This is a genomic window from uncultured Thermanaerothrix sp., from assembly GCF_938028735.1.
GTDB lineage: Bacteria > Chloroflexota > Anaerolineae > Anaerolineales > Anaerolineaceae > Thermanaerothrix.
In genome coordinates, this window is record NZ_CALIMF010000014.1 from 121,932 (window position 1) to 146,252 (window position 24,321).

Below are 24,321 nucleotides of genomic sequence, written 5' to 3' on the forward strand. Positions count from 1 at the left end.
GCCTGGGGGTTTTGTCAAATCCTCGGGATTAAGGACGGATTAGAAATCGGGATGAAATTGGACTAAATTTGCGCAAAACGTCCTTCCTGGACCATCGCCCGCACCGTTTCAATCTCAGGACCCCACCAAGCATCTCCAGCTTGATAAGGCACACGTTCGCGCAAGAGCCTGTAAGCCTCATAGGTGCCTCGGCCCAAACGGGCTTCCGGATATTGACGTAGTCGCAAGTCAAGCGCCCGGCCGGCCGTATAGAGCTCGATCGCGATCACATGTGCTGTGTTGAGAACAATCTGCCGAGCATGGCGAGCCGCCGTCATTGCATTAGCGTTGTGGTCCTCTTGTTCGCCAGAGGTAGGAAGTGAATGCACACTATCGGGATGCGCCAGAGTTTGATTTTCGAGCACTAATGAGGCAGCCGTATATTGGGGCATCATCAACCCCGAATTTAACCCTGCTGCATCCGGATAGTCCACCAACATTGGTGGAAGTCCACCGTTAAGTTTGCCGTCGGTGAGACGAAAGATGCGGCGTTCCGCAATGGCAGCCACTTCTGCCACCGCAATGCCCAGAAAGTCCATCGCCATGCCGATAGGTTCGCCATGAAAATTTCCTCCCGATAAAACCACCCCATCCTCAAATAAGAGAGGGTTATCCGTTGCGGCATTAATTTCTCGCTCAATAACTTGAATAACAAACGCAAGGGTATCCCATGCTGCTCCTTGCACCTGGGGGGCGCACCGCAGCGAGTAGGCATCTTGAACGCGCTGAGCACGCCCTAGAAGGGTAGAGCCCTGAGTCAGCCCGCGTACATGCTCAGCGACTCGCGCCTGGCCAGGATGTCCCCGCGCCGCCTGAATGCGAGCATCAAACGCTTCAATGCACCCCATAATGGCTTCCAGGGTCATTGCCAAAGCAACCTCTGCCGTGCGCAAGAGAATCTCAGTATCATGGATGGCCAGCGCTGCAATAGCAGCAGAAAAAGTAGCTCCGTTGTTGATGGCCAATCCCTCTTTGGCCCCTAAAATCAGGCGCTCAATACCCGCCGCTTGCATGGCATCTTTGCCTTGCATGATTTGCCCCTTATAAGAGGCCCAACCCGAGTCTTCGCGGCGATCTTCAGCATCAGTGGAAAAAACCAGGGCTAAATGAGAGAGCAGGGCTAAATCACCTGAGGAACCTAGCGAGCCCTGCTCCGGGACAATGGGCGTTACACCGCGGTTGAGCATATCCAGCAATGTCTGGACTACCTCAACACGCACCCCAGAGTGTCCCCGAGTGAGGGTATTGGCCCGAATCAACATTGCCGCACGCACAACATCCTCCGGAAGCGGCGAGCCGGTAGCCACTGCGTGACTAAGAATCAAGTTGCGGCTAAGACGATCTCTAGCCTCAGCCTTAATGCGACGTTCTGCAAAGATTCCGAATCCCGTGTTGATCCCATAGACCGGTCGGTCATCTTGTAGAATACGTTCCAACCATTGACGAGACCGTCGGATCGACTCCACCCCTTCTGCAGACAGAGAAACTGGTTCCTTATAGCGGGCCACAGCGACAATATCGGCAATGCTTAGATGATGTCCATCAATTTCGAGCATGCAGAACCTCAGCTCAGTAGAAAATGGCCTGCCAAGATGGCTACAGCAGGCACAGTAAGATTATCGAGATCGGGCAAGGGTAGCGACTCTACCAGAGCCGCCAAAGCAGCCACTGCAAAAAGCGGGCCCATTAATGTAGAAAGCGGGGCCTTGATCACGCCCATCAGGATAAAGATTCCCAACACCAGCGCAGCCATGCCCCATCCCCCCAGTAGCATAGCCAGCGAGCCAACTACAGTCTTTGTCTTTGACCAAGGCAATGCAGGACTTGGAATACGCCTACCCAGCACATCGGCCAACCCATCTCCCCCACACAGTAACATCAGAGCAGCCAAACCAATTGGCGAATCGTACCAATACAAAAGCGTGAGAAGGACAAACACAACCCCATAAAAAAGCGGACCACGCAATATCTCGCGTGCCTGCCCATGACGTGTCATAGCCGCTACCGCAGGCTCGTCCCTGATGACTCCCAACCCAATTAGCAAAAATTGCAAGGTTATACCCAATGGAACCAAAGCTGCCCAAAAGCGAGCCGAAGGTGTATCCTGGAACAACAACCAACACAATACGAAGATTGGTCCGGTGCCGATATGAATGATTTTTCGGCTCAGTTGACCACTAATCCATCCACGGGCGGCCACCCAATCATTTAGGCGTAGCCACGCCCATGCCAGTCCCAATGTTACCAGGAAAGCCAGGGAATTGCTGGGCAACATGACTAAGGATAAAAGCACAGGTTAAAATCGGTAACGGCGGCTTTCCTCACGGGATATCTCACGCTCTTCATCTCGCTTGGCAATCTCGTGGCGCTTGTCATATAACTTTTTGCCTTTGGCAATTGCAATCTCTACTTTTGCCAGCCCGTTTTTCAAATACATCTGGACCGGCACAATCGTAACCCCCTTTTGACGCACTGCGTTCCAAAGTTCCAGAATCTCGCGACGATGTAAAAGCAAGCGCCGTGGCCGTTTGGGATCGTGATTAAAACGACTGGCTTTGTCATAAGGGGCAATATGGGCATTCACCAACCACGCTTCGCGCCCATCCACCTGAACGTAGGAATCTGTTAAGCTGACCTGCCCAGCCCGTACTGATTTTATTTCACTGCCTTGCAGAGCGATACCGGCCTCATAGCGGTCTAGCAAAAAATATTCAAACTTTGCCTTGCGGTTGGTTGCCACAACTTTGATGCTCATATCTGCATTTTAACACATCTAACCCCAACGAATAATGATCCACCCCATCAGAAAGCGCGCCCCAGCCAGGATGAAAAGCGCTAACGACAAGCCTAACCACTGCCCAATCAAAGGGCCCATCAGCGATCCCAGAAGAACACCAGCGTTTGCCACCACATTGAACCAGGCCAAAGATGGCCCACGTGCATCCTCAGGTACCTGCTCGAGTAGATAGTTGAACAAAGCCCCTCCTGCCAGAGACCAGGCCGTTCCTCCCAGCAAATTGGCCAGTAAATAAATCGCTGGAGAATGCGCAACGCTCAACAAAGCCGGAAAGGCGCTAAGCAAAACCAATCCCAGACCAGTGGCATTACGATTACCCAGCCGACGAGTGATGCGTACCAACTGCGTCGAGCCCATGAATACCGCCAAGAAAAAGAGAGCATTTCCCCAACTAATGTATTGATCAGAAATACCCAATACATTGACGGTGTAAACCGGGAAGAGGGGAACAGGAAGATACTGAGTCAAGTGAAATCCTAGCATGATTAACAGTACGTATCCAAAGGGTGAGGACAAGAGTTCAAAGTGGAAAACCCGACGGTAGTCTGAAATGATCCCCAATAGAGCAGTTGCTAAAGATTGGGAGGCTCTTTCAGGCATATATTCTCTTAGAGGAGGGCGGATCAGATACAAGTGTACGGTGCTCATCGCCGCGCCAATGAACCCGATCAGGAATACGCCCACGTAACCGGTTGGGAATGGCATTGCGTTCAAAATGTAGCCGCACAGAAGGGAGGTAAGAATAGTGGCTACAGCAAACGCTGCATTGCGCATTCCAGTAACCCAAGCACGCCAATCCGCGGGTACCACCTCTGCAAATAGGGCGTTAAAACTCACCGAAAGCGCCGCGCCAGGGATGTAAAAAAGAAAAATGGCTACAATCAACACCTTCACCTGGATAGACGTCGGTCCCCATAAAGGCAACAACGCAAGTGCCAGGAAAAACAGGCGGTGCAAGATTGCCGTGCGAATGAGCATTGAATGCACTGGGCGTTTCTCCAGCAGTGCGCCTGTAGGCAAAGAAAAAAGCAACGTCATGAGGGCAGGGGCCGCATTGATCCAACCAATCTGTTCTGGCGTAGCCCCAGCCCGAGCGGCGTAGATGGTGAGAAATGAGAGGGAACTCCCATTTAGCGCACCATACCAAGCAATGTCGGCCACCAAATGGATAAAGTTATGGCGGTTTTCTGAAGGTAGTGCCCCGGGTGCAAACCACCGAGAAAAGAGTGATCGAATCGCCATTGAATTACCTGTCTATCAGAATCAACCCCTCTATTCTAATCGTTATCTGCATTTTCCTTATCATTGGTTCTAATTTCTCTTTCCCAAGGCCTTTGATACTCGGATTATAATCAGACTAGTATAGGAGAAACCCTTCTACAACACTGGGAGGAGCAAGCATGACAGAAGTCGCATTGGCTTTAGGGGGCGGTGGAGTAAAGGGGATCGCCCATCTAGGAGTTATCCAACGTCTTGAAAAAGAAGGGATCAAGATCAAAGCAATTGCCGGCACTAGTGCGGGGGGCGTCGTAGGTGCTTTATATGCGGCAGGCTACTCCGTGTCTCAACTTTCTGAAACACTCGAGGCACTCAATCGCATCAACTATTTTGCCCGACGCCCCCAAGATGGCCCATCTCTTCTGGGTTTCGGGCAGGTTGTGCCTTTTCTAGAGCAATTTTTAGCCGGTCTGACCTTCGATCGCCTACTAATCCCCTTTGCCTGCACCGCAGTAGATCTCCACACCAAGCAGGAATACGTATTGAGCCGGGGATCCGTAATGGATGCCGTTCTAGCTACAATTGCTATTCCGGGTATTTTCCCTTCCCAAAAGATCGGTCAAGCCGAACTGGTTGATGGTGGTGTGCTTGACCCTGTACCTGTTGCGGTAGCTCGCTGGTTGGCTCCTAAGCTGCCTGTTATTGCCGTTTGCCTTTCTCCTGTTCCAGAAAAATGGCAGGAATTACCCGATTTCAACCCTGTTCCTGCACCTCCCATTCTTCCCCCGCTTCTGAGTCAGATCTCCAACCTGCGCATCAGCCAGGCATTTCGGATTTATATTCAGGCCATTGATATCACCTCACGTATGCTGGCAGAACTGCGCATGCAGGTTGAGAAGCCTGATGTCATTCTGCGCCCTGAAGTTAATCAATATGGCATTCTGGACAAAGTAAACCCTCAAGTTCTCATTGAGGCTGGCGAACAAGCGGTTGAGCAGGCTCTGGAAAGCATCCACCACACCTTCTCATGGCCGCAAGGTTTGCTGCGCCGCTTTCAAAGCCCGCCGCCCCCTGAGAACATTCACCCCTTGGAAGAGTGATACGCCCCCATGCGTGACCTGCGCCAATACGCCCGCCAAACCACCTTCCGATTGATCCTTGGCAGCCTGATCATTCTCTTTGTGATTGGTCTAGGGCTGATTGCTTGGCAGTATGGGTTACCTGCAGCGGGTTTTGGTTTGCTGTGCTTATTAAGCGCTTTATTGCCGGTTGGGTTAATCCTTCTCACTTTGGCTCTCTGGGATTGGATTGTCAAACATGGTCGCTCTTGAAAACGCCCAGACATTTGTCTTTGATAATCGTCCCATAACTGTCATTCGCCCCACCTCTGAAGACCCACAAGCACCTCCCCTCGTGGCCCTACACGGGTGGACCGGTAATGAACATTCCATGGATATCTTCATCCGTCGCATGCCCTCTAACCGCTGGATTCTAGTCCCGCGGGCTCCTTATCCTGCCGAACCAGATGGATACGCTTGGGTTCCACCTACTCCCGAGCGCCCCGCGCCCTGGGAAACATTCGCCCAATCCGCAATGAGGCTAAAAGAAGAAATGGACAACTGGTTGGCACATTTTTCCCTGCCCACGGTTCCTGTGGACCTCATGGGCTTCAGTCAAGGTGCAGCTATGGCGCTAACCTATGCCATTTTGTTTCCCGAGCGTGTCAATCGGTTGATAGTGCTCTCAGGCTTTTTACCCCGAGGAGGAACAAAAGCGCTACGCCCCGGTTCCCTTTCGGGAAAGGCGTGGTTTCTGGCTCACGGTTATCATGACGAAATTGTGCCGATTGAACGAGCCTGGGAATGCATTGAAGGGCTCAAATTAACCGGGGCTACCGTCAACTCTTGCCTAGATAATGTGGGGCACCGCGTCAGTGCCAAATGCCTGCATGCAATGCTGGAGTTTCTGAGCCCCCAATAGCTCAACAGCCTGACCACTTTTGCCCTAGCGCCCTTGCAGGAAGGCAAAGACCCCAACCAAGATTCCTACTGAGAGCAGAACAATGATCACCAGTCCCATTGGTACCCCGGCAGCCCCACCGGAGGCCCCTGCATCGGCAAAAGTGGGAACTACCAGCGAGGGAGCCGGCGTAAAGGTCGGTAAACGCGTCGGCTGAGGAGTAAAAACAAACTGCGCCGCGAACGTAGGATCAATGGTAGGAGTAGTTTGGGGTGTTACAGTAGGGGGAGGTTCCACAATGGGCAGTTCGGCTCCAGGAGTCACATCCACACGGGCTGCATAAACCCAGCCCACACCACCCGGTACCCCCGGATATTCAATCATAATCCATTCCCCTCCGGGAGAGCGCCCTTTAGCCGGTACTTTTTGCCCTAGAAGCAAGATGCCTATTCGCGGGTAAACACCACCCGGCCCCGACCGTACATTGACAAAGTCCTCACCCAATCCAGCCTTGACCGTGACCATAGGACCGCTGGGAGTGCTAGTCACTGTGGGAATATCCACCGTGGGGATTTGAGCCCGTGCGGTTGAATCCGAAAAGAGAGGTTGAACTACCAGCAAGAGACCTGTCATTACCAACAGGGTTACTAACACCCAGAAACGTTTCAAAACCATTATGTTCCTCTCTAAAATCGTGACTGAAATGATCTGCTCCCGATTATAATCAATTCGCCCTGGGTTAACGCGCGAGCTAAAGGCCAATTATTCCAGAAGCCCTTGCCAATATACTGAAAGCGCGATTCAACTTAAAAAACTTCAGTAGACATGAGTTTGCAAAGCGCACCCAAAGGTCTTATCGTGTAAAAATTATAGATCTGGAACCCTTATCTCTAGACCAGATTGCGCCAAGCGCGGCCATCCTGTCGGATGAAATCATCCGCCCCGGGCGGTCCCCATGTCCCTGACTCATAGACGGGCAGATTGCGCACCGGATATTCCTGCCACGCTTTTAGAATTTCTGACGTGAATGACCATTGTGCAAGCACCTCATCCGATCGAGTAAACAATGTGGCATCCCCTAACAAGGCATCCAAGAGAAGCCGCTCATACGCCTCAGGCGGTTGCACACCGAAAGTTTCCTGGTAACTAAACTCCAGTTTAACCGGTGTGATCTGGTTAACTGGCCCCGGTGCCTTAGCGCCGAATTCAAGCGCAATTCCCTCATTGGGCTGCAAACGCAAAACCAGTGCATTGGGGGCTTCTCCTGCCACATTATGCCAGTTAAAAAGTGAAAGGGGCATTTGGCGAAATTGGATGACAACTTCGGTACAGCGCACCGGCAAGCGCTTGCCCGAACGTAGATAAAAAGGCACGCCTGCCCAGCGCCAATTGTCCACAAAGAGACGCACCGCTAGAAAAGTTTCAGTAACCGAATCGGCCGGAACTCCTGGCTCATCCTTGTACCCAGGAACGCGCTGTCCCTCAATGAAACCTGAAACGTACTGAGCCCGAAACGTGTTCGCCAAGGCTTCTCTGCCACGCAATGGACGCAAAGCTTTCAATACTTTAACTTTCTCATCGCGAACCGCATCTGCATTGAATGCCCAGGGGGCTTCCATGGCAGTTAAGGCCAGCAACTGAAGCAGATGATTCTGAAACATGTCTCGGATGACGCCCGCGCGGTCGTAGTAACCGGCTCGCGTGCCGATGCCATCAGTTTCAGCAACGGTGATTTGCACGTGATCCACATACTTGTGGTTCCACAAAGGCTCAAAGATAGCATTGGCAAAACGCAGAACCAGAATGTTCTGGACGGTTTCCTTGCCAAGATAATGATCAATACGATACACCTGTTTCTCCGAAAAAACACTATGTACTTCAGCCTCTAGAGCCTGGGCCGACTCTAGATTGTTGCCATAGGGTTTTTCGATCACGATTCGCGTCCAGCCATTTCCTCGCTTATTTAGACGCACTTCCCCAATGCGTTGCACAATAGTCACATACTCTTCAGGAGGGGTCGCCAGATAGTACAGCACGTGTTCCACACGTAAAGACTTGAGCATCGTTGCCAGGCGCTGGTAACCCTCCAAATCCTCAAAAGCCGAGCGAATATAATAAGCATTTGCCAACAAGCGCTCCAAAGTTGGCATGCTAATGGGTTTAGTGCGGGCGTGTTCCAGAACGGCTTGGCGCAGGGTCTCGCGTAAGACCTCATCGCTCCAATCCCGTCGAGCAAACCCAAGGATGTATAAGGGCTGAGGCAAACGCCCACTAATCGCTAACTCGTAAAGTGCAGGGATCAATTTCCGCCGGGTGAGGTCACCCGTCACACCGAAGATGACAAAGGCAATAACTCCATTACCTGTCTCCTCGCTTCGCACCGGTCTCATGTTGTACCTCCAAACAAGGTTACTTTGTTACTCAGGATGGTTTCTGGACTGTTATAATGGATTGTGAGTTATAACCCCAAATTATAGTGCAAAGAACGACAATGACGGGTAAATTTCACCACTCCATTACTGATGTCCCTGGCATTCTGGTGGGTCATGCTCACCATGCAGAGGCCCTAACCGGCTGTACGGTTGTCCTATGCCCCCAAGGAGCTGTTGCGGGCATAGATCAACGCGGAGGCGCACCTGGCACGCGCGAAACAGATCTCTTGCACCCTGTTCATCTGGTTGAAAAAGTTCACGCCATCGTTCTGGCTGGAGGTTCGGCATTTGGCCTGGATGCTGCAAGTGGGGTCATGCGCTTTCTCGAAGAGCGTAAGATCGGCTTCTATGTTGGGGTTGCTCATGTTCCTATAGTTCCTGCTGCTATTCTTTTTGACCTAGATATCGGGGATCCTAGAATTCGCCCGGATGCTACCATGGGATATCAAGCCTGTCTGAATGCCACCTCTCCTAATACCGCGCAAGGTAACGTGGGCGCAGGCATGGGAGCGACAGTGGGTAAGATTCTAGGGATCAAGCAGGCTATGAAGTCCGGGCTGGGAACCGCCAGCATCAAGATCGGTAATGGGGTGGTTGTTGGTGCTCTCGTGGCAGTCAATGCCTTAGGAGATGTGGTGGACCCTCAAAACGGGCAGATTATAGCCGGTGTACGTCCGCTGCAAATGGGGCCTAAACGTATTGGCGAAACCGAAAGATTTGCCAACACAATGTACGTGATGCGCAGCCTAGTCGGACGTTCAGTCTTGCGTTTCGCCACCCGCCAAAATACGGTCATCGGTGTTGTAGCCACGAACGCGCGGCTAAACAAGGAGCAAATTACTCGCGTTGCCCAAATGGCTCAAGACGGCCTGGCCCAAACAATTCGACCCGCTCATACCATGTTGGATGGGGATACTGTTTTTGCACTTGCCACAGGTGAGCGAAATGCAGATGTGAACATCGTCGGAGCCTTCGCTGCGCAGGTCATGGCAGAAGCCATTTTGAATGCAGTTCGCTACGCTGAACCAGTAGCAGGATTACCCACAGCAGCCACTTGGTAAATACACGACGAGGGTAAGCGCATGGAAACTCTTCAACCTCATCCCGATCTTCATCCTTTGATCGCCCAACGGCGCTCATCTCGATTGATGGAACCTCAGCGCCCTGTAGAGCCGTGGAAAATCCAACTCCTACTGGAAGCCGCCCGTTCCGCTCCTTCGAGTAACAACTTGCAACCTTGGCGCTATCTTATATTTGATGAACGCAATCCCGAAGCCCTACAAAAGGCTCGCGAATGCCTGACCCCGGGCAACCAGAAATGGGCTAATTGCGCTCCTGTGCTCATCCTGGCTGTGGCCGAAGAAATCCGCCCTGACGGGCGTCACAACCCCAAAGCATTCCATGATCTTGGCACGGCGAATGAAAACCTTATTCTACAAGCCATTGCATTAGGGCTAAATGTGCGTCCCATGGGCGGCTTCGACGCAGAGAAAGCGTGCCGCATGTTTAACATTCCCTCTGGATATACCCCGGTGATTATGCTGGCTATTGGCTATCCTGCCAAGAACCTAGAGGGGATTTCTGAGGACATTTTGGAAAAAGAACGCTCTCCACGCCTGCGTTTACCTCTTTCGTCCATCGCCTTTCTTGGAATATGGGAGCAACCCCTCCCACAATCAGAAATGGCTCCCTCGTCACTTCGCGACTCTCCTACTCCCCCCGCACCCTAGGAGTAATCAGATGGCCTATACCACGCTTATCTCCCCCCATGAGTTGAGCCTTCACCTCCACCGTTCCGATTGGGTGATTGTAGATTGTCGGTTTGATCTGATACAGCCCGATTGGGGTTTCCGCTCTTATCAAGAGGGCCATATCCCTGGTGCAGTCTACGCAGATCTGGATTGCGATCTCTCTGCTCCTCGCACACCCCAAACTGGGCGTCACCCCCTGCCTACTCCTGCAGAATTTCTAGAACGGTTGCAAAAATGGGGCATTGATCCAACCAAACAAGTAGTGGTGTACGATACGGTAGGGGGAGCCTTTGCAGCTCGTTTGTGGTGGATGCTACGACTCTACGGCCATGAAGTCGTGGCTGTGCTAGATGGTGGCTTTGATCATTGGGTACGCCTGGGTTATCCTATTGAAAGCGGCATCCACAACAATTCTCCGGTCGCAGAATTTAACGCCCAACCGAATTTTGATGCAGTGGCCACTACCGCAGAAATTGAGCAGCACCTTAAACATCCACGCTTTCTTTTGATTGATGCCCGTGCCCCTGAACGCTATCGGGGAGATGTTGAGCCCATTGACCCCATTGCTGGTCACATTCCAGGTGCTGTTAATCGCTTCCATCAAAACAATCTCAATCCAGATGGCACATTTAAATCCCCCGAGCAACTTCGGGAGGAATTTATCGCCTTGCTCCAGGGCACCCCACCTGAGAATGTGGTTGTATACTGTGGTTCTGGAGTAACTTCCTGTCATCATTTGTTAGCGATGGAAATCGCGGGGCTCAGGGGTGCTCGCCTATACGTGGGATCTTGGAGCGAATGGATCCGCGATTCATCGCATCCTATTGCCACTGGAAATGAATAAGCCCCGGCAAGTGCCGGGGCTTTTTTTCTAAACGGGCTAACGGATCAGTCTAAGCACCAAAGATTTGATTGAGATGTTCTAACGACTCACGCGGTGGACGCAAACGGTCTTCTGTCAGCCGGTTAAGCGGCTCAGCAGGGAGATCATAGGCATCGAAAATTGTTGGGGCCTGCGGGTTTACGTAAATGATCCCGGTGATCAGCCAGTTATTTTGCTTAGCCTCCTCGAGCACCCGAAGCGCTTCAAAAAGATTGGTAGGATCATAATCGTGATCCAGTTTCTTCAACATAATCACTGAGCCATCATGAAGTTCAACCTCACGCACCGTTCCTTCTTCAAAGTCTTCGATGTAAATCTCTTCGCGTGGCGGCACGAACGTGATGTCATGCAGAGGCATTTCATGATCCTTACCCCAGGCGTAGGAGTGAAGCGAGTTCTCCTGGTTGTGAAAGGTCACACAGGGACTGATAATGTCAATTACCGCAATGCCACGATGGCTGAAAGCCGCCTTGAGTATTTCCTTAACTTGCTTGGGGTCCCCAGCAAACGAACGAGCTACAAAGGTCGCATTAGCAACCAGGGCTTCCAGGCAGATATCAATCGGCATATAAGGATTGATACCCTGGCGCTTGAGGCTTAAGCCCTTTTCGGCTGTGGCAGAAAACTGTCCCTTGGTCAATCCATAAACACCATTGTTCTCCACAATATACATCATCGGAAGATTGCGACGCACCAAATGCTTAAACTGCCCCATTCCAATGCTAGCCGTATCGCCATCTCCACTAACCCCAATCCCTTTCAGACTCATATCGGCGAAGAGCGCCCCAAGAGCCAATGAGGGCATACGCCCATGCAAACCATTAAACCCAAAAGAACGGCTGAGGAAGTAGGTGGGACTTTTACTAGAGCAGCCAATGCCACTAAACTTAACCACCTTCTCCGGTACAACATCTAGCTCATACATAGCGCTGATAATTTGATTGGCAATGGCATTGTGTCCACACCCTTGACACAACGTACTGGGCAAGCCCCGATAATCCGAACGCGTTAAACCAACGCGGTTGGCCTGCACTCTTGGCGAAGAAGTCTCTTGGGTAATCATCATCTTAAGCCCTCCATTGCCGCAATTCGCTCCACAACCCAACGTGCCGTTAATGGTAGTCCATCCACATGTGCCACCGAACGCAAACGAGTGGCATATTCCGGATAAGCCATGGTCAGCAACTGGTGCATTTGGCCATCGCGATTGAGTTCTACAACGTAAACGTGTGCATGACCACGCAGAAACTCTGCAACCTCTTCCGTAAACGGCAATGCGCGCAACCGCAGGAAATCTATCGCCATACCCTTCTCCAGCAGGAGATCGCGGGCTTCCTGAATAGCAGGATCGGTTGACCCATAGGCGATAATCCCAATCTGAGCCCCGGGATGCGTTTGAAGCACCGGTTTGGGGACCAGAGTGCGCGCGTTTTCCATCTTACGTGCAATTCGTTTCAGATTGCGTTCCCAGATTTCGGGTTCTTCGCTATAACGTGCAAATTCGTCATGGCCGGTACCTCGCGCAAAATAAGCGCTTCGCGGGTGGGTGTTTCCCGGTAGTGTGCGATAGGGGATTCCATCCCCATCCACATCAAGGTACCGTCCCCATTGCCCCTGATGCTCGGCCAGGAAACGCTCAAGATCCTCTTCCCACAACACTTTGCCACGATCCATAGGGGTATCGGGATACTCAAAAGGCTCACCAATATGCATGTTCATACCCAGATCAAGGTCCGAGAGTACTAGAACCGGGGTCTGCAATCGTTCTGCAATATCAAAAGCACGCCACCCCATCTCAAAGCACTCGTTGACATTACCCGGCAGCAGAATGACATATTGGGTATCCCCGTGACCAAGGAAATATGCAAAGGTCAGGTCTCCCTGCGCCGTCCGGGTGGGCAAGCCTGTGCTTGGGCCCACGCGTTGAATGTCCCAGATCACAACTGGTACCTCAGCAAAATATGCGAGACCGAGATACTCTGCCATTAGACTAAAACCAGGCCCTGAGGTTGACGCCATGGCGCGTAAACCAGCCCAACCCGCCCCAATGGCCATCCCTGCCGCCGCCAGTTCATCCTCAGCCTGAATAATCGCAAAAGTGTGTTTACCAGTGATGGGGTCCTTGCGCAACTCGGGAGCGTACTCCCCGAGTGCCTCGGCAAACGATGAGGCCGGAGTAATCGGATACCACGCTGCAAGCTGAAACCCACCATAAACAGCCCCCAGTGCACCAGCTGTATTCCCATCAATTAAGATGCGATTAGCCGGTGCTGGCATAGGCTCCACACGATATGGATCGCGTTTCTCAAGGTTGGCTGCCGCCCAGTCTGCCGCGGCTTTGATGATTGCCCAGTTGGAATCAATGGCTTTCTGTTTACCCTTGAAATGCACAGCAAGTGCCCGCTGAACGGCTTGCAAATCAATGTTCAGCATTTGGGCCACTACCCCCACGTAAACCATGTTGGCCACATAATCTCGCAGATTCGCTGGCACATCTGCTTGGCGAACTATCTGCTTAACTGGCATTGGGTAGGTCACTATGTCTTCACGTGGAATGTTTACCTTGATGCTGTCATCGTAAAAAAGAACCCCGCCAGGTACTAGATAATTCAAATCTTGTAAAAACGTGGCGGGGTTCATCGCAACTATAATGTCATCCGTCTCAATCCTGCCTAAGTAACCCTTACGGCTGAGACGGATGGAGTACCAAGTTGGCAACCCCTGAATATTGGAAGGGAAGATATTTTTCCCAGAAACGGGAATTCCCATCGTGAAAAGAGCTCGCAGCAGAATACCATTCGACGTAGCGCTACCCGACCCATTCACTGTGGCCACCGTGATGCAAAAGTCATTAATAATAGGCGAACGCGCTTCTTGCTCTTTCAAGGGAGAGGAAATCTGTGGAGTTATCATAGGTTACCTCTTCTAGAGAAACCTCACTCAAAACGTTGGAATGGCATGGGCTTGCTACGTTGATGGATCAAGCCCATATGTTCGATCAGCGCCTCATAGCCAGCCTGGTAGTTACGCTGGCATATGCTCTCCACCATCTTGCGATGATAGTTCCAGACACGCTCAAGATAAGCCAGGTCGGCATACAGATCTAAACCCGAAGCCTCATAAAGTTCCCAATAAGCCTCCAAAAGCCCCTCCACAAAGGGATTATTGAGCCGCCGATAAATGGTCAGGTGTAGTTCACGATGCTCCGGATGAGGAATTTGGATGGGTCGGCTTTGTAGTTTTTGAAAAGCACGGTCGATTAGCCGCGATAACTCTTTGCAGTCTTCTTCGCTCAGTTGGCTGCAAGCCTCAAACCAATAAGCCGCCTCGATGTGATTGCGCAGATCGGAAAAAGCACTGAAGTAGTCAGGGTTGAGCGCAATCGCATAGGCTAGACTCTGGACAACAGTCGGTCCAAAGGAGTATGGCATTCGCCGGATGCCCGTGCGCGGACGGACTTCTACCAGGCCCAGCGCGCGTGCTACTTCTAGCTGTTCTCGCAAGACCGAGATGCTAATTCCCAAACGCGTGCTCAACTCCGAAAGCGAAGGTAAGCGTTCTTCATCCTGACAGACTTCCGATGCCAGGTACCGCAGAAATTCTGAAAGGTGATGATTGGTCAAACGCTCTAGTAGCATCATACACCCCAGCAGCTCAATCTGTCATATTAATCAGATTATTCATCATAATCAGTATAGCACGCGTAAAAGCCCCGCGTCAAGTCGGCAATAGGGTGATTTCCTTGACAACTCGCTCTGAACCTTTATACTTACCCCAATGTAATCCTACCCGAGGAGAACAACTATGAAGTACGATTACCGCGAAACTTCTCGAGACTTGCTCACACGGATTGATATCCATACCCGCTATGGAAGTCGGGATATTGATCAATGGATGCTTGAAGTGTTACCTCTCAAACAAGGGGATCGCATCCTAGATGTGGGGTGCGGAGCAGGTAAGCAATGCTTTGTCTTTTTCAATCACCTGCAAGGCCAGGCCGAGATTATCGGCGGGGATGTCAATGAGGAGCTGCTTAGCCAAGCACGTCAAGAAGGCCAGAAACGTGCAGCCCCCATACAATTTACCTACTTAGATTTCAATCGCCCTTTTCCCTACCCTAAGAACCACTTTGACGTAGTCTCATGTTGTTTTGCCATCTACTACGCTGAGGATATCCCCTTCACGATTTCAGAAATCCACCGTGTACTTAAGTCGGGAGGGCATCTCTTCACCACAGGTCCTATGCCCAATAACAAACAGATTTTCTACGAGATTATCCATGAAGCCACTCAGAAACCTATACCCCCTATGCCGGGGAGCTCGCGTTATGCCAGTGAAATTTACGCCACCATTCAAAGACAATTCTCGAAGGTGGAACTCCACATTTTTGAAAACCCATTGACCTTTGAGTCGGTGGAGCCTTTCCTGGAATATACCCGGGCGTCGCTCTCCGAAGACCGCCGATTATGGAAGGGCTTGTTCGAGGGCAAAGAGGATTTTGAACGGGTCATGCATCAAATTGCCCAGGTTGCAACTCGCCGCCTGAAGGAAGAGGGAAAACTGGTCATGACCAAAGTTGTGGGTGGAATCCTAGCCACAAAGTAGCGCCTATGGGACAAGACATGTATTTTTACGGACGTCGGGTATGTTTCATCGGCGCACACCCCGACGACATTGAACTCGGATGTGGGGCTTTAATTGCCCACATCGTGCGCCAGACCGAGATATTGTGCGTTACCCTCTCAGACAACCAGAAAAACCCGGAACTCAAGAATCTGGTAGAAGAACATTACCGAAGCATGGCAGTGCTTGGTGTGCCCAAGGATCGTGTTATTCTAGGGCAATTCGAAACGCGGCGCTTTCCCCATTTTCGACAGGAAATTCTAGAATATCTGATCCATATCAATCGCACATTTCAACCCGATCTCGTCTTTGTCCACACCAAAGCAGACATCCATCAGGATCACGTCACAGCCACCGAGGAAGCCTTGCGAGCCTTTCGGGGTACTACTGTGCTTGGGTTTGATGTGATTCGCTCCAGTTACGGCTTCTTTCCCAGTTTTTTAGTAGAGGTAACCGAAGAGGATGTGGAAAAGAAAATCGCCGCCCTGGCAGAGTACAAAACCTATCAGAATCGCTATTACTTCGATCCGAAGATCACCCGTGCTACCCTAATCCGCAATGGGGCTATTTGTGAGCGACCCTATGCAGAAGGATTCGATATCTTGCGAATTGTAGGCGCCTTTAGTTGCATTAACAGATAAACTGAACCGCTCTATGGTCTCATAGTCATCCATTGTCACCCATTAAGGATCTCCCTGGGAGCCCCTTGCAGAACGGTGCCCGTGGGAAATTGATGGGCAGGAACAGGAATCTTGCAACCGTGTCCCACCGCTAAGCGGTGAAAGGGCCAATGCCTTGCCCGCGAGCCCCACCTAGAGACCTTCACTTGGTAATAAACAAAAGTGGGGACTGTTGTCCACTGCACTCTCTACAACAAAAAGCGGCTGCCTTTTTGGGCAGTCGCCTCTTTTATCCGCATGCTTTCTTTCAGGCCCGCTTTATCCCTATATAGACTTCGTTCCCCTCAACACGAACAGGGTAAACCGGAATGTCTACCACCGCCGGCAAGGTCAGGGCTTTGCCGGTTTGAATATCAAAACGTGCCCCATGGCGTGGACAAACGATTTGATAACCCTCAATTTCTCCATCACCAAGGGGTCCCTCATCGTGGGTACATACATCACCAATCGCAAAGAGCGTTCCCCCTAGATTGAGCACTACAATAGGTTCGTTGTTGATTTCCAGAAAGAGCCTCTCTCCCACGGGTATCTCATCTAGGGTGGCTATTTTCAAAAACACATAATCCCCTGCCATAGGCTTGTCTACAACTCCTCGCCCAACGTTTCAAATTCATGATGCCCCAGTCCATATACTCCGGCCTTTAAGACTTTGAGCGGAAGCAACGCGCACTTGATGCGCACCGGTCCAAGTTCTTCGAAGCCCAGCAGCTCTAGAATATCTTGACGCCCCAGCGCCTTAACCTCATCTAGGTGTTTGCCGAGGATTGACTCCATCAACAAATCAGCAGCGGCTTGAGAGATAGCACACCCATGCCCACTAAATGCTGCTTCAGTGATCGTGCCGTCTTCGGCCACACGCAAATCAACGCGGATGTGGTCCCCGCACAACGGATTTTCATCCTCATACGAGATATCATGGGGCTCCAAAACACCCCTATGATGGGGCATCTTATATCGTTCAATAATTAATTCACGGTAGAGGTCATCCATAGTTTCAGTTATTATCTTCCTTGGTCTATATTATTCAAAAATGGCCCGCACCTTGTGCAAGGCTTCAACCAAACGGTCTACTTCTTCGTAGGTATTATATAGATAGAACGAAGCACGTGTTGTGGCTGTTAAGCCCAGTTTTTCATGTAGCGGCATGGCGCAGTGATGCCCAGCGCGGACGGCAATCCCCTCGCGATCCAAAAGCTGAGCCACATCATGGGGATGGACACCTTCCATAGAAAACGAAACAACGCCACCTCTATGATCGGCCACGGGTCCATAGATTTTCAAGCCCGGCACCGTAGCAAGGCGTTCTAAGGCATAAGCGATGAGCCCGCGCTCATGGGCTTCAATGGCCTCCATTCCTACTTCTTCCAGATAAGCCACCGCCGCCTCCAGACCTACTGCTTCTGCAATCGCTGGGGTACCGGCTTCGAACTTATACGGAATATCATTCGGGGTAAACGTCCTGAGCATAACTTTCTTGATCATATCGCCACCCCCTAAGAAAGGTGGCATTTGCTCCAAGAGGTCCTCACGGGCATAAAGTGCCCCGATCCCGGTTGGTCCTAGCATCTTATGGGCCGAAAAGGCTAGGAAATCCACCCCCAGGGCCTGCACATCCACGCGCAAATGGGGTACCGACTGAGCACCATCCACCAGCACCAGCGCACCAGCTCGATGGGCCTTTTCCGCCATTTCACGTACTGGATTAATCGTCCCCAGTACATTTGACATGTGAGTAAACGCAACCAGGCGAGGGGACTGGTCTAACAAATGTTCATATGTTTCCAAATCCAAGTAACCCGCTTCGGTCACTGGAACAAACTCTAAGCGTATGTTCTTCTCGGCTGCCAAGATCTGCCAAGGCACCAAATTGGAATGATGTTCCATCTCAGTCAGAACAATAAGATCACCCGTCCTCAACTGACTACGTCCCCAGGCGTAGGCTACCAAGTTAATGGCCTCCGTAGTATTACGGGTGAATACAATCTCACGCGCCTTACGAGCACGGATAAATCTGGCTACACGCTGCCTAGCTGCCTCGTACAGCGCTGTGGCTTCCTCACCCAAAGTATGCACCCCACGATGAATGTTGGCATTGGACCAACGGTAATAACGATCCATGGCTTCGATCACAGCCAGTGGCTTTTGAGCCGTGGCCGTGGAGTCCAGGTAGATCAATCTCACACCAGGGCGGATTTCACGTTGCAAAATTGGGAAATCCGCACGGATTCTTGCGACGTCCAGTATATAGGTTTCGGTTGCCATCCGAATAAAACTCTCCGCTCACCAACACTAGAGTTGCGATGCTTTAGAACCCACTGGCTCCGTACGTGAAGAACGCTTTTGAGGCACACGAATATGCGGCGAGTGGATTGGGAACCACAGAATGTGGTCAGGTACCATCCAACCATCTGTTAGATAGACATTGGTGCGGAATTGCACTGCAACCATCTTCGAATCTACCTGTACCACAATTCCCTTCACCCAACCACGCACGCGCTGGCCGTTTTTCTCATGATCGCAGTAGACTTCAACGACATCGCCAACATCAAAGCCATGTTCTGGCTCAGGTGGACGCATATATGGTACACCTGCCATATCCACCTCCTGCAAAGATTTGTTTTGACGTCATACTATTTTAGCACATTCAAAATAATGTGATCAGACATTGTTAGTCTGACCTTGGTATATTTTTGGCAAAGCCACTTGGCCGCTCTAGCCCTCTCGTATCCGAACGACCAGAAAATATAGGCCATCCTGAAAACTCGTGCTCTGGCTTATCCTTTAAGGTTCTGCATCTTACGCTGAATTGCCTCTTGAAAGCGTGCACGTACACCCTCAAACGGAATTCGCTGCATGATAGGATCGAAGAACCCCTCAACAATCAACCGTTTGGCTTCTACCTCGGGTATACCGCGGGCACGTAGGTAAAAGATTTGCTCGGGGTCAATCTTACCCACAGTAGCGCCATGGGTACAGCGCACATCATCGGCTAAAATCTCCAAACCTGGGATAGAGTCGGCGCGCGCCTGGCGGCTAAGCACCAAATTGCGATTAGCCTGATACCCATCCGTCTTAAATGCTCCTGGGGCAACGTAGATCATCCCTTGCCAAACCACTCGACTACGATCAAGTAGTGCACCCTTGAATAACAAATCACTGGTAGTGTGAGGCGCTAGGTGATTCTGTTGCGAGTCATAATCAAGATGCTGATCGCCATCGGTGAAATAGAAGCCCGACATACGTCCGCTGCTTCCTTCTCCCACCAAGTCTAGTTCGGCAAAATTTTTGGTCACATGCCCGCCCATGGCTCCAAAGACCCAGTCCACGCTCCCCTGACGCGCGACGCGTACCCGCTCGTGAGTGAAATTCCAAACATGTTCGCCCCACGATTGGAGCTCAACAAAGCGCAGACTGGCGCCCTCGCCAACATATACCTCAACCAGACCAACATGCAAAGTCTGTCCGCCCTCTTCAGTAGGCGAGGCATACTCATGCACATAGGTGACTGAAGCCCCCTCTTCTAACCAAATCACCAGATGCGAGATGTGAGCCAACCCCACCCCGGGACCCCACAGCAGGCTGTGCAGAGGTTGCTCAATAGTTACGCCGCGTGGGACATAGAGAAATACCCCCGTATGGGCCAACGCAGCTGCCATTGCAGCAAATTTACCTTCATTCGGGCGTACTATCTTGCCCAAACGGGCTTCCAGCAAACCAGCATGATCGCGTTCCGCGGTGCGGAGATCGGTGAAAACCACACCTTGTGCCCGCAAAGATACATCCAGGTCAGTACGGACCCCGCCGGGAAGCAAAATGACCTGGCCAGCATGAGCTTCGCCTGCCAGAGGGCTGAGCAGATTCTCATCCAGGGGAGCCAAATCGAGATGAGCATCCGGTTCAGGCAACCGGAATGTTTCGGCCTGTAGGCCACTAATGTCGGTGCGTCGCCAAGCCTCGTCTTTGGGGTCAGGCATGGGCAGGCTTTCAAAAAGATCCCAAGCCTGCTCGCGAAAAGCCCGGAGGCCTTGGCTCAAGCCTGCCATCCGCACCATAGCGCGCTGGAACGTAAAGGTCTTCACTAAGGCCCGAGATTCGCGCCGTCGGCCACGTACGACAATTTCAGGAGTCTCTTTCGTCATCGTGTTCGCATCCTCATCAATTCAAGTCTTCGATGTAGTTAACCAATTGAGCCTTCCATCTGTAACTGGATCAACCGATTCATCTCAACGGCATATTCCATTGGCAACTCTTTGACCAAAGGCTCAATAAACCCTGAAACAACCATGGTAGTGGCTTCTTCCTCGCTCAAACCGCGGCTCATCAGGTAGAAGAGCTGCTCTTCACCTACCTTCGAGACTGAGGCTTCATGACCAATGGTCACATCCTCCTCGTCAATCTCGATGTAGGGATATGTATCAGAACGAGATTTTGGATCCAACAGCAAAGCATCACATACCACGTTAGAACGCGAGTCGTAAGCACCTTCGTGCACCTTCAGCAAGCCGCGGTATGAAGCCCGTCCCCCCCCTTTGCTAATGGATTTAGAAGTGATCTTGCTGCTGGTGTGCGGGGCAAAGTGGATCACCTTGCCCCCGGCATCTTGCCACTGACCGGGGCCCGCAAATGCCATGGAAAGAATTTCTCCATGCGCCCCAGGCCCCATCAAGTAGCAGGAGGGGTATTTCATGGTAATTTTGGACCCCAAGTTGCAGTCCACCCATTCCATCGTACCCCCTTCTTCCACAATGGCCCGCTGGGTAACCAGGTTGTAGACGTTGGTGGACCAGTTCTGGATGGTGGTATACCGCACCCGAGCTCCCTTTTTCACAATGATCTCGATGACGCCGCTATGGAACGAATCCGTCGAATAGATCGGCGCCGTACAGCCTTCCACGTAATGAACATGAGCCTCTTCATCTGCAATGATAAGAGTGCGTTCAAATTGACCAATGTTAGCTACATTCAGGCGGAAGTAAGCCTGCAAAGGCAGATCCACCTTAACCCCCTTGGGCACGTAAACAAATGAGCCGCCTGACCAGACTGCGCTATTAAGGGCCGCAAACTTATTGTCCTCAATCGGGACAACCTTGCCAAAATACTCCCGAAAAAGGTCCGGGTAGTGACGCAGACCATCCTCAATGCTTACAAAGATAACTCCCTGTTTGGCAAGATGTTCCTGGATACTGTGGTAGACCATCTCAGATTCATATTGCGCCCCCAACCCGGCCAGAAAACGGCGTTCTGCTTCCGGAACGCCTAAGCGTTCAAATGTTTCCTTGATAGGATCCGGAATATCATCCCACGAGCGTCCTTCCTTATCGGTAGGCTTAACGTAGTAATAGATATCATCCAAATTAAGTCCTGAAAGATCTGCTCCCCAAGTGGGCATCGGGCGTTTACGGAAATGCTCTAACGCCCGCAGGCGAAACTCCAGCATCCACTGTGGCTCGCCTTTCATCCAGGATATTTGTTTCACAACCTCTTCATCCAGCCCCTTGCGGGCCTTGAAGACCGAGACATCTGGAGCCGCAAAGCCATAGCGATATTCCCCTAACTGCTCCAGGAATTCTTCCTGCTGAGGTTTCGCAACCATCGTATCCTCCATTGAGACATGCCAATAAGGTTTATGCCAGAACCGAATCGCCTTCCAATTTTTCACGCACCCAGGAGTAGCCCTTCTCCTCCAGATGCAGTGCCAGATCTGGGCCGCCACTTTCTACAATGCGTCCATCCATCATCACATGAACCACATCGGGTTGAATGTAGTTCAAAATACGCTGGTAGTGGGTGATAACAAGTACCCCCAGATTGGGACCCCGTAAGGCGTTTACACCCTGCGCAACAATCCGCAGAGCGTCAATATCCAAACCCGAATCGGTTTCATCTAAGATGGCGATCTCAGGCTGCAATACAGCCATTTGCAAGATCTCAGCGCGTTTCTTCTCGCCACCCGAAAAGCCGTCATTCAAATACCGTCCCCCAAAAGAGGGATCCATATTGAGTAATGCCATCTTTTCTTTAAGCAACTTACGAAACTCTGCAATCGGGATCCCTTTATCTTCGGGATCGCGCGCTCGCCGTTGAGCGTTCAAGGCCGTGCGCAAGAAATTAGCGATGGTTACCCCTGGGATAGCCACCGGGTACTGAAAAGCCAAAAAGATTCCCAAGTGTGCCCGTTCATCCGGTTCTAGCTCTAAAATATTTTGCCCCTTGAACCACACCTCGCCTTCTACCACCTCATAACTCGGATGCCCCATCAGGGTGTATGCTAACGTGGATTTGCCCGTACCATTCGGTCCCATAATGGCATGAACCTCACCCTTGGGCAAAGTCAGATTCACTCCCTTTAGTATTTCTTTCCCTTCTATGCGCACCCTCAGATTACGAATTACCAATGCGTCGGTCATGAACTTATTACCTCCTTGAAATTTGCCGCTTGCCGATCAAGTTGAGCGCATTATAGCATGTTTCTGTTATCAAGTCAATATTTATGATAATATTCTAATATATTGACAATTTGCCCGATCTTTGCTATACTGGCGTTAGCAAAATATAGGCTATTTGTTTGGAATATTAGGTTGTCAGGATAACGATGAACTTAAAAAGCACGCGTGAACGCATTTTGCAAACCCTGCTCAACAGCCCTCGCCGCACCATTAATGAGTTGGCCCAGGCCGCAGGGATCAGCCCTATCTCGGTACGCCACCACTTGAACGCCTTACTTGCTGAGGGTCTGGTCACAAGTGAAGAGGAACGCCATGGGGTTGGGCGTCCGCGGCTGGTCTATTACTTGACTGAGGCGGGCTTAGAGCGCTTTCCAACCCGCTACGTGCGCTTGACAACGCGCTTGCTGGATCAACTCAAAGGCACCCTCTCTCCCGAGACAATTAGCGAAATCTTTGCCCAAATTGGCGAGGAGATCGCTACTAACTACCACGACGTTGTTGCAAAAATGAGTACTGAGGAGCGCCTGGAATTTTTACGTGAGGTTCTCGCCGAAGAAGGCTTCCTGGTGGAATGGGAAAAAGAGGGCGATACTTACCGTATTCGCGAGATAAACTGCCCTTATTATTATCTAAGTCAGCAATATCCCGAAGTATGCTCGGTGGACCAACGACTAATTTCAACCCTGCTAGCCTATCCAGCAGATAAAGTCACCTGCGTAGTCCAAAAGGATCAACGCTGCGTCTATATCATCAGGATGGAGAACGAACATGGAAAACCCACCCCAACCCGGCACGAATCGCCCCGCATGGGACGCTGAAGCCACACACCCCGAAGCATGTGCAAAATTGCGCGAAGCTCTGCGTGAAATTATTGATCCCGAGATTGGGTTAAATGTCATCCAACTGGGCTTAATCCGCAATGTAAGGATCGAGCCCGATCAAGTAATGATTCGCATGATTCTGACCACACCTTTTTGCCCCTACGGGCCAGCGCTGATCGAGATGACTCGCCAGAAAGCCGAACAGACTCTAGGTCTTCCTACCTTCATCGAACTAGGTATGGAAATGTGGGACTTCTCGATGATGGAGGAGGGCATCGATCTGGGATGGGGATTGTATTAATCCCGACCGCTCTGCTGTTTGAGATAGTCCATTCCCTTCGCAAAGAGGGTGGGGAGTTTCATTGCCAACGCACTATTGCCCTTGAAATCAAGTCGCCCCATCATATAGGCGCTTAGAGGATTCAACTTGCCTTGCAGCATATCTAAAAGGTCACGCGCTTCAGCCGTGAAGGTAAGGTCAGCATTTTCTGCCACGCCCTCCACCACTACGCATTGCCCATTGCGGATCCGTATAACCCAGTCGCCGGGTTCCTCACCTGTTACGTGTAATTGAATAACCGCTTGAACATCCCGTGCATTTTCTGGAGAAAAGGCACGGACTAAGTTCTGCATCACGTATCGAACAGTAATGTCGCTCATATTTCCTCGTCA

At 51.2% G+C, this 24,321-nt stretch carries 27 protein-coding genes; 10 read left to right on the top strand and 17 right to left on the bottom strand.

Features of this window, described 5'->3' with window-relative positions; genetic code table 11:
- Positions 1–62: 62 nt before the first annotated feature.
- From hutH to Q0721_RS08290, 4 genes are read right to left on the bottom strand one after another with little or no spacing between them, the layout of a single operon-like run.
- Positions 63–1,595 carry a histidine ammonia-lyase gene (hutH, locus tag Q0721_RS08275; RefSeq protein WP_299028131.1) on the bottom strand — a complete coding sequence of 511 codons (1,533 nt, stop codon included), beginning with the start codon at positions 1,593–1,595 and terminating at the stop codon, positions 63–65.
- An 8-nt stretch (positions 1,596–1,603) separates the two neighbouring features.
- A complete protein-coding gene (locus Q0721_RS08280; protein ID WP_299028134.1) occupies positions 1,604–2,332 on the bottom strand; it encodes a phosphatidate cytidylyltransferase in 729 nt (242 codons plus the stop codon).
- A gap of 3 nt (positions 2,333–2,335) precedes the next feature.
- Entirely contained in the window at positions 2,336–2,794 is a 459-nt protein-coding gene (smpB, locus tag Q0721_RS08285) for an SsrA-binding protein SmpB (RefSeq protein ID WP_299028137.1), read from the bottom strand.
- Between the two features lie 18 nt (positions 2,795–2,812).
- On the bottom strand, positions 2,813–4,078 hold the full coding sequence (locus Q0721_RS08290; protein WP_299028140.1) for an MFS transporter: 1,266 nt from the start codon (positions 4,076–4,078) through the stop codon (positions 2,813–2,815).
- A gap of 158 nt (positions 4,079–4,236) precedes the next feature.
- Between Q0721_RS08290 and Q0721_RS08295 the strand changes: the two genes are divergently transcribed.
- Genes Q0721_RS08295 through Q0721_RS08305 form a run of 3 tightly spaced genes read left to right on the top strand, consistent with a single transcriptional unit; the run spans position 4,237 to position 6,034 of the window.
- Entirely contained in the window at positions 4,237–5,154 is a 918-nt protein-coding gene (locus Q0721_RS08295; protein WP_299028143.1) for a patatin-like phospholipase family protein, read from the top strand.
- Positions 5,155–5,163: 9 nt separating this feature from the next.
- The gene (locus Q0721_RS08300) at positions 5,164–5,385 is read left to right on the top strand and encodes a hypothetical protein (RefSeq protein WP_299028146.1); all 222 of its coding nucleotides are present in this window, start codon (positions 5,164–5,166) and stop codon (positions 5,383–5,385) included.
- On the top strand, positions 5,372–6,034 hold the full coding sequence (locus Q0721_RS08305) for an alpha/beta fold hydrolase (protein ID WP_299028149.1): 663 nt from the start codon (positions 5,372–5,374) through the stop codon (positions 6,032–6,034). Before Q0721_RS08300 ends, Q0721_RS08305 begins: the two co-directional genes overlap by 14 nt.
- A 24-nt stretch (positions 6,035–6,058) precedes the next feature.
- On the opposite strand, the gene Q0721_RS08310 is transcribed toward Q0721_RS08305, so the two are convergent.
- A complete protein-coding gene (locus tag Q0721_RS08310) occupies positions 6,059–6,688 on the bottom strand; it encodes an SH3 domain-containing protein (protein WP_299028152.1) in 630 nt (209 codons plus the stop codon).
- A 215-nt stretch (positions 6,689–6,903) separates the two neighbouring features.
- Positions 6,904–8,403, bottom strand: coding sequence for a glucose-6-phosphate dehydrogenase (gene zwf, locus Q0721_RS08315; RefSeq protein WP_299028155.1), 1,500 nt, complete (start codon positions 8,401–8,403; stop codon positions 6,904–6,906).
- A gap of 101 nt (positions 8,404–8,504) precedes the next feature.
- On the opposite strand from zwf, the gene Q0721_RS08320 reads away from it, so the two are divergent.
- From Q0721_RS08320 to Q0721_RS08330, 3 genes are read left to right on the top strand one after another with little or no spacing between them, the layout of a single operon-like run.
- Positions 8,505–9,506, top strand: coding sequence for a P1 family peptidase (locus Q0721_RS08320; protein WP_299028158.1), 1,002 nt, complete (start codon positions 8,505–8,507; stop codon positions 9,504–9,506).
- Between the two features lie 21 nt (positions 9,507–9,527).
- Positions 9,528–10,175, top strand: coding sequence for a nitroreductase family protein (locus Q0721_RS08325; protein WP_299028161.1), 648 nt, complete (start codon positions 9,528–9,530; stop codon positions 10,173–10,175).
- Positions 10,176–10,185: 10 nt separating this feature from the next.
- Complete coding sequence (locus Q0721_RS08330) at positions 10,186–11,040, top strand: sulfurtransferase (RefSeq protein ID WP_299028164.1); 855 nt, start codon at positions 10,186–10,188, stop codon at positions 11,038–11,040.
- 49 nt (positions 11,041–11,089) lie between these two features.
- Here Q0721_RS08330 and Q0721_RS08335 read toward each other — a convergent pair whose 3' ends face one another.
- The 3 genes from Q0721_RS08335 to Q0721_RS08345 are packed head-to-tail and all read right to left on the bottom strand — an operon-like array spanning position 11,090 to position 14,720.
- On the bottom strand, positions 11,090–12,145 hold the full coding sequence (locus Q0721_RS08335) for a 2-oxoacid:ferredoxin oxidoreductase subunit beta (RefSeq protein WP_299028167.1): 1,056 nt from the start codon (positions 12,143–12,145) through the stop codon (positions 11,090–11,092).
- Complete coding sequence (locus Q0721_RS08340; protein WP_299028170.1) at positions 12,142–13,992, bottom strand: 2-oxoacid:acceptor oxidoreductase subunit alpha; 1,851 nt, start codon at positions 13,990–13,992, stop codon at positions 12,142–12,144. Before Q0721_RS08340 ends, Q0721_RS08335 begins: the two co-directional genes overlap by 4 nt.
- Before the next feature lie 23 nt (positions 13,993–14,015).
- A complete protein-coding gene (locus Q0721_RS08345; protein WP_299028173.1) occupies positions 14,016–14,720 on the bottom strand; it encodes an FCD domain-containing protein in 705 nt (234 codons plus the stop codon).
- Between the two features lie 163 nt (positions 14,721–14,883).
- On the opposite strand from Q0721_RS08345, the gene Q0721_RS08350 reads away from it, so the two are divergent.
- Together Q0721_RS08350 and Q0721_RS08355 are read left to right on the top strand one after the other, a co-directional pair.
- Positions 14,884–15,684: a class I SAM-dependent methyltransferase gene (locus tag Q0721_RS08350; RefSeq protein WP_299028176.1), complete on the top strand. Its 801-nt coding sequence runs from the start codon at positions 14,884–14,886 to the stop codon at positions 15,682–15,684.
- A gap of 5 nt (positions 15,685–15,689) precedes the next feature.
- Positions 15,690–16,343, top strand: coding sequence for a PIG-L deacetylase family protein (locus Q0721_RS08355; protein ID WP_299028179.1), 654 nt, complete (start codon positions 15,690–15,692; stop codon positions 16,341–16,343).
- Positions 16,344–16,629: 286 nt separating this feature from the next.
- Here Q0721_RS08355 and Q0721_RS08360 read toward each other — a convergent pair whose 3' ends face one another.
- The 7 genes from Q0721_RS08360 to sufC form a co-directional block, all read right to left on the bottom strand.
- Positions 16,630–16,956 carry a non-heme iron oxygenase ferredoxin subunit gene (locus tag Q0721_RS08360; protein ID WP_299028182.1) on the bottom strand — a complete coding sequence of 109 codons (327 nt, stop codon included), beginning with the start codon at positions 16,954–16,956 and terminating at the stop codon, positions 16,630–16,632.
- 8 nt (positions 16,957–16,964) lie between these two features.
- Positions 16,965–17,372: an iron-sulfur cluster assembly scaffold protein gene (locus Q0721_RS08365; protein WP_299028185.1), complete on the bottom strand. Its 408-nt coding sequence runs from the start codon at positions 17,370–17,372 to the stop codon at positions 16,965–16,967.
- A 30-nt stretch (positions 17,373–17,402) separates the two neighbouring features.
- Positions 17,403–18,644, bottom strand: coding sequence for a cysteine desulfurase (locus Q0721_RS08370; RefSeq protein WP_299028188.1), 1,242 nt, complete (start codon positions 18,642–18,644; stop codon positions 17,403–17,405).
- A 27-nt stretch (positions 18,645–18,671) separates the two neighbouring features.
- Entirely contained in the window at positions 18,672–18,977 is a 306-nt protein-coding gene (locus tag Q0721_RS08375) for a hypothetical protein (protein ID WP_299028191.1), read from the bottom strand.
- A gap of 179 nt (positions 18,978–19,156) precedes the next feature.
- Positions 19,157–20,521, bottom strand: coding sequence for a Fe-S cluster assembly protein SufD (sufD, locus tag Q0721_RS08380; protein ID WP_299028194.1), 1,365 nt, complete (start codon positions 20,519–20,521; stop codon positions 19,157–19,159).
- Between the two features lie 38 nt (positions 20,522–20,559).
- Entirely contained in the window at positions 20,560–21,975 is a 1,416-nt protein-coding gene (gene sufB / locus Q0721_RS08385) for a Fe-S cluster assembly protein SufB (RefSeq protein ID WP_299028197.1), read from the bottom strand.
- A 31-nt stretch (positions 21,976–22,006) separates the two neighbouring features.
- A complete protein-coding gene (sufC, locus tag Q0721_RS08390) occupies positions 22,007–22,789 on the bottom strand; it encodes a Fe-S cluster assembly ATPase SufC (protein ID WP_299028200.1) in 783 nt (260 codons plus the stop codon).
- A 185-nt stretch (positions 22,790–22,974) separates the two neighbouring features.
- Here sufC and Q0721_RS08395 point away from each other — a divergent pair, with 185 nt between their 5' ends.
- Together Q0721_RS08395 and Q0721_RS08400 are read left to right on the top strand one after the other, a co-directional pair.
- On the top strand, positions 22,975–23,646 hold the full coding sequence (locus Q0721_RS08395) for an ArsR family transcriptional regulator (protein WP_299028203.1): 672 nt from the start codon (positions 22,975–22,977) through the stop codon (positions 23,644–23,646).
- A complete protein-coding gene (locus tag Q0721_RS08400) occupies positions 23,597–23,950 on the top strand; it encodes an iron-sulfur cluster assembly protein (RefSeq protein WP_299028205.1) in 354 nt (117 codons plus the stop codon). Before Q0721_RS08395 ends, Q0721_RS08400 begins: the two co-directional genes overlap by 50 nt.
- Here the strand turns inward: Q0721_RS08400 and Q0721_RS08405 are convergent.
- On the bottom strand, positions 23,947–24,309 hold the full coding sequence (locus Q0721_RS08405; RefSeq protein ID WP_299028208.1) for an SCP2 sterol-binding domain-containing protein: 363 nt from the start codon (positions 24,307–24,309) through the stop codon (positions 23,947–23,949). The two genes, Q0721_RS08400 and Q0721_RS08405, sit on opposite strands and share 4 nt — an antisense overlap.
- Positions 24,310–24,321 lie beyond the last annotated feature (12 nt).

Excerpts from the sequence above, each read along its gene's own strand:
- Q0721_RS08360 (WP_299028182.1), bottom strand. The coding sequence starts at position 16,956 with ATGGCAGGGGATTATGTGTTTTTGAAAATAGCCACCCTAGATGAGATA.
- Q0721_RS08300 (WP_299028146.1), top strand. The coding sequence starts at position 5,164 with ATGCGTGACCTGCGCCAATACGCCCGCCAAACCACCTTCCGATTGATC.
- Q0721_RS08370 (WP_299028188.1), bottom strand. The coding sequence starts at position 18,644 with ATGGCAACCGAAACCTATATACTGGACGTCGCAAGAATCCGTGCGGAT.
- Q0721_RS08365 (WP_299028185.1), bottom strand. The coding sequence starts at position 17,372 with ATGGATGACCTCTACCGTGAATTAATTATTGAACGATATAAGATGCCC.
- zwf (WP_299028155.1), bottom strand. The coding sequence starts at position 8,403 with ATGAGACCGGTGCGAAGCGAGGAGACAGGTAATGGAGTTATTGCCTTT.
- Q0721_RS08335 (WP_299028167.1), bottom strand. The coding sequence starts at position 12,145 with ATGATGATTACCCAAGAGACTTCTTCGCCAAGAGTGCAGGCCAACCGC.
- sufB (WP_299028197.1), bottom strand. The coding sequence starts at position 21,975 with ATGGTTGCGAAACCTCAGCAGGAAGAATTCCTGGAGCAGTTAGGGGAA.
- Q0721_RS08350 (WP_299028176.1), top strand. The coding sequence starts at position 14,884 with ATGAAGTACGATTACCGCGAAACTTCTCGAGACTTGCTCACACGGATT.
- Q0721_RS08400 (WP_299028205.1), top strand. The coding sequence starts at position 23,597 with ATGGAAAACCCACCCCAACCCGGCACGAATCGCCCCGCATGGGACGCT.
- Q0721_RS08340 (WP_299028170.1), bottom strand. The coding sequence starts at position 13,992 with ATGATAACTCCACAGATTTCCTCTCCCTTGAAAGAGCAAGAAGCGCGT.
- Q0721_RS08325 (WP_299028161.1), top strand. The coding sequence starts at position 9,528 with ATGGAAACTCTTCAACCTCATCCCGATCTTCATCCTTTGATCGCCCAA.
- Q0721_RS08295 (WP_299028143.1), top strand. The coding sequence starts at position 4,237 with ATGACAGAAGTCGCATTGGCTTTAGGGGGCGGTGGAGTAAAGGGGATC.
- sufC (WP_299028200.1), bottom strand. The coding sequence starts at position 22,789 with ATGACCGACGCATTGGTAATTCGTAATCTGAGGGTGCGCATAGAAGGG.
- Q0721_RS08375 (WP_299028191.1), bottom strand. The coding sequence starts at position 18,977 with ATGGCAGGTGTACCATATATGCGTCCACCTGAGCCAGAACATGGCTTT.
- sufD (WP_299028194.1), bottom strand. The coding sequence starts at position 20,521 with ATGACGAAAGAGACTCCTGAAATTGTCGTACGTGGCCGACGGCGCGAA.
- Q0721_RS08320 (WP_299028158.1), top strand. The coding sequence starts at position 8,505 with ATGACGGGTAAATTTCACCACTCCATTACTGATGTCCCTGGCATTCTG.
- Q0721_RS08305 (WP_299028149.1), top strand. The coding sequence starts at position 5,372 with ATGGTCGCTCTTGAAAACGCCCAGACATTTGTCTTTGATAATCGTCCC.
- Q0721_RS08290 (WP_299028140.1), bottom strand. The coding sequence starts at position 4,078 with ATGGCGATTCGATCACTCTTTTCTCGGTGGTTTGCACCCGGGGCACTA.
- Q0721_RS08310 (WP_299028152.1), bottom strand. The coding sequence starts at position 6,688 with ATGGTTTTGAAACGTTTCTGGGTGTTAGTAACCCTGTTGGTAATGACA.
- hutH (WP_299028131.1), bottom strand. The coding sequence starts at position 1,595 with ATGCTCGAAATTGATGGACATCATCTAAGCATTGCCGATATTGTCGCT.
- Q0721_RS08405 (WP_299028208.1), bottom strand. The coding sequence starts at position 24,309 with ATGAGCGACATTACTGTTCGATACGTGATGCAGAACTTAGTCCGTGCC.
- smpB (WP_299028137.1), bottom strand. The coding sequence starts at position 2,794 with ATGAGCATCAAAGTTGTGGCAACCAACCGCAAGGCAAAGTTTGAATAT.
- Q0721_RS08355 (WP_299028179.1), top strand. The coding sequence starts at position 15,690 with ATGGGACAAGACATGTATTTTTACGGACGTCGGGTATGTTTCATCGGC.
- Q0721_RS08345 (WP_299028173.1), bottom strand. The coding sequence starts at position 14,720 with ATGATGCTACTAGAGCGTTTGACCAATCATCACCTTTCAGAATTTCTG.
- Q0721_RS08395 (WP_299028203.1), top strand. The coding sequence starts at position 22,975 with ATGAACTTAAAAAGCACGCGTGAACGCATTTTGCAAACCCTGCTCAAC.
- Q0721_RS08330 (WP_299028164.1), top strand. The coding sequence starts at position 10,186 with ATGGCCTATACCACGCTTATCTCCCCCCATGAGTTGAGCCTTCACCTC.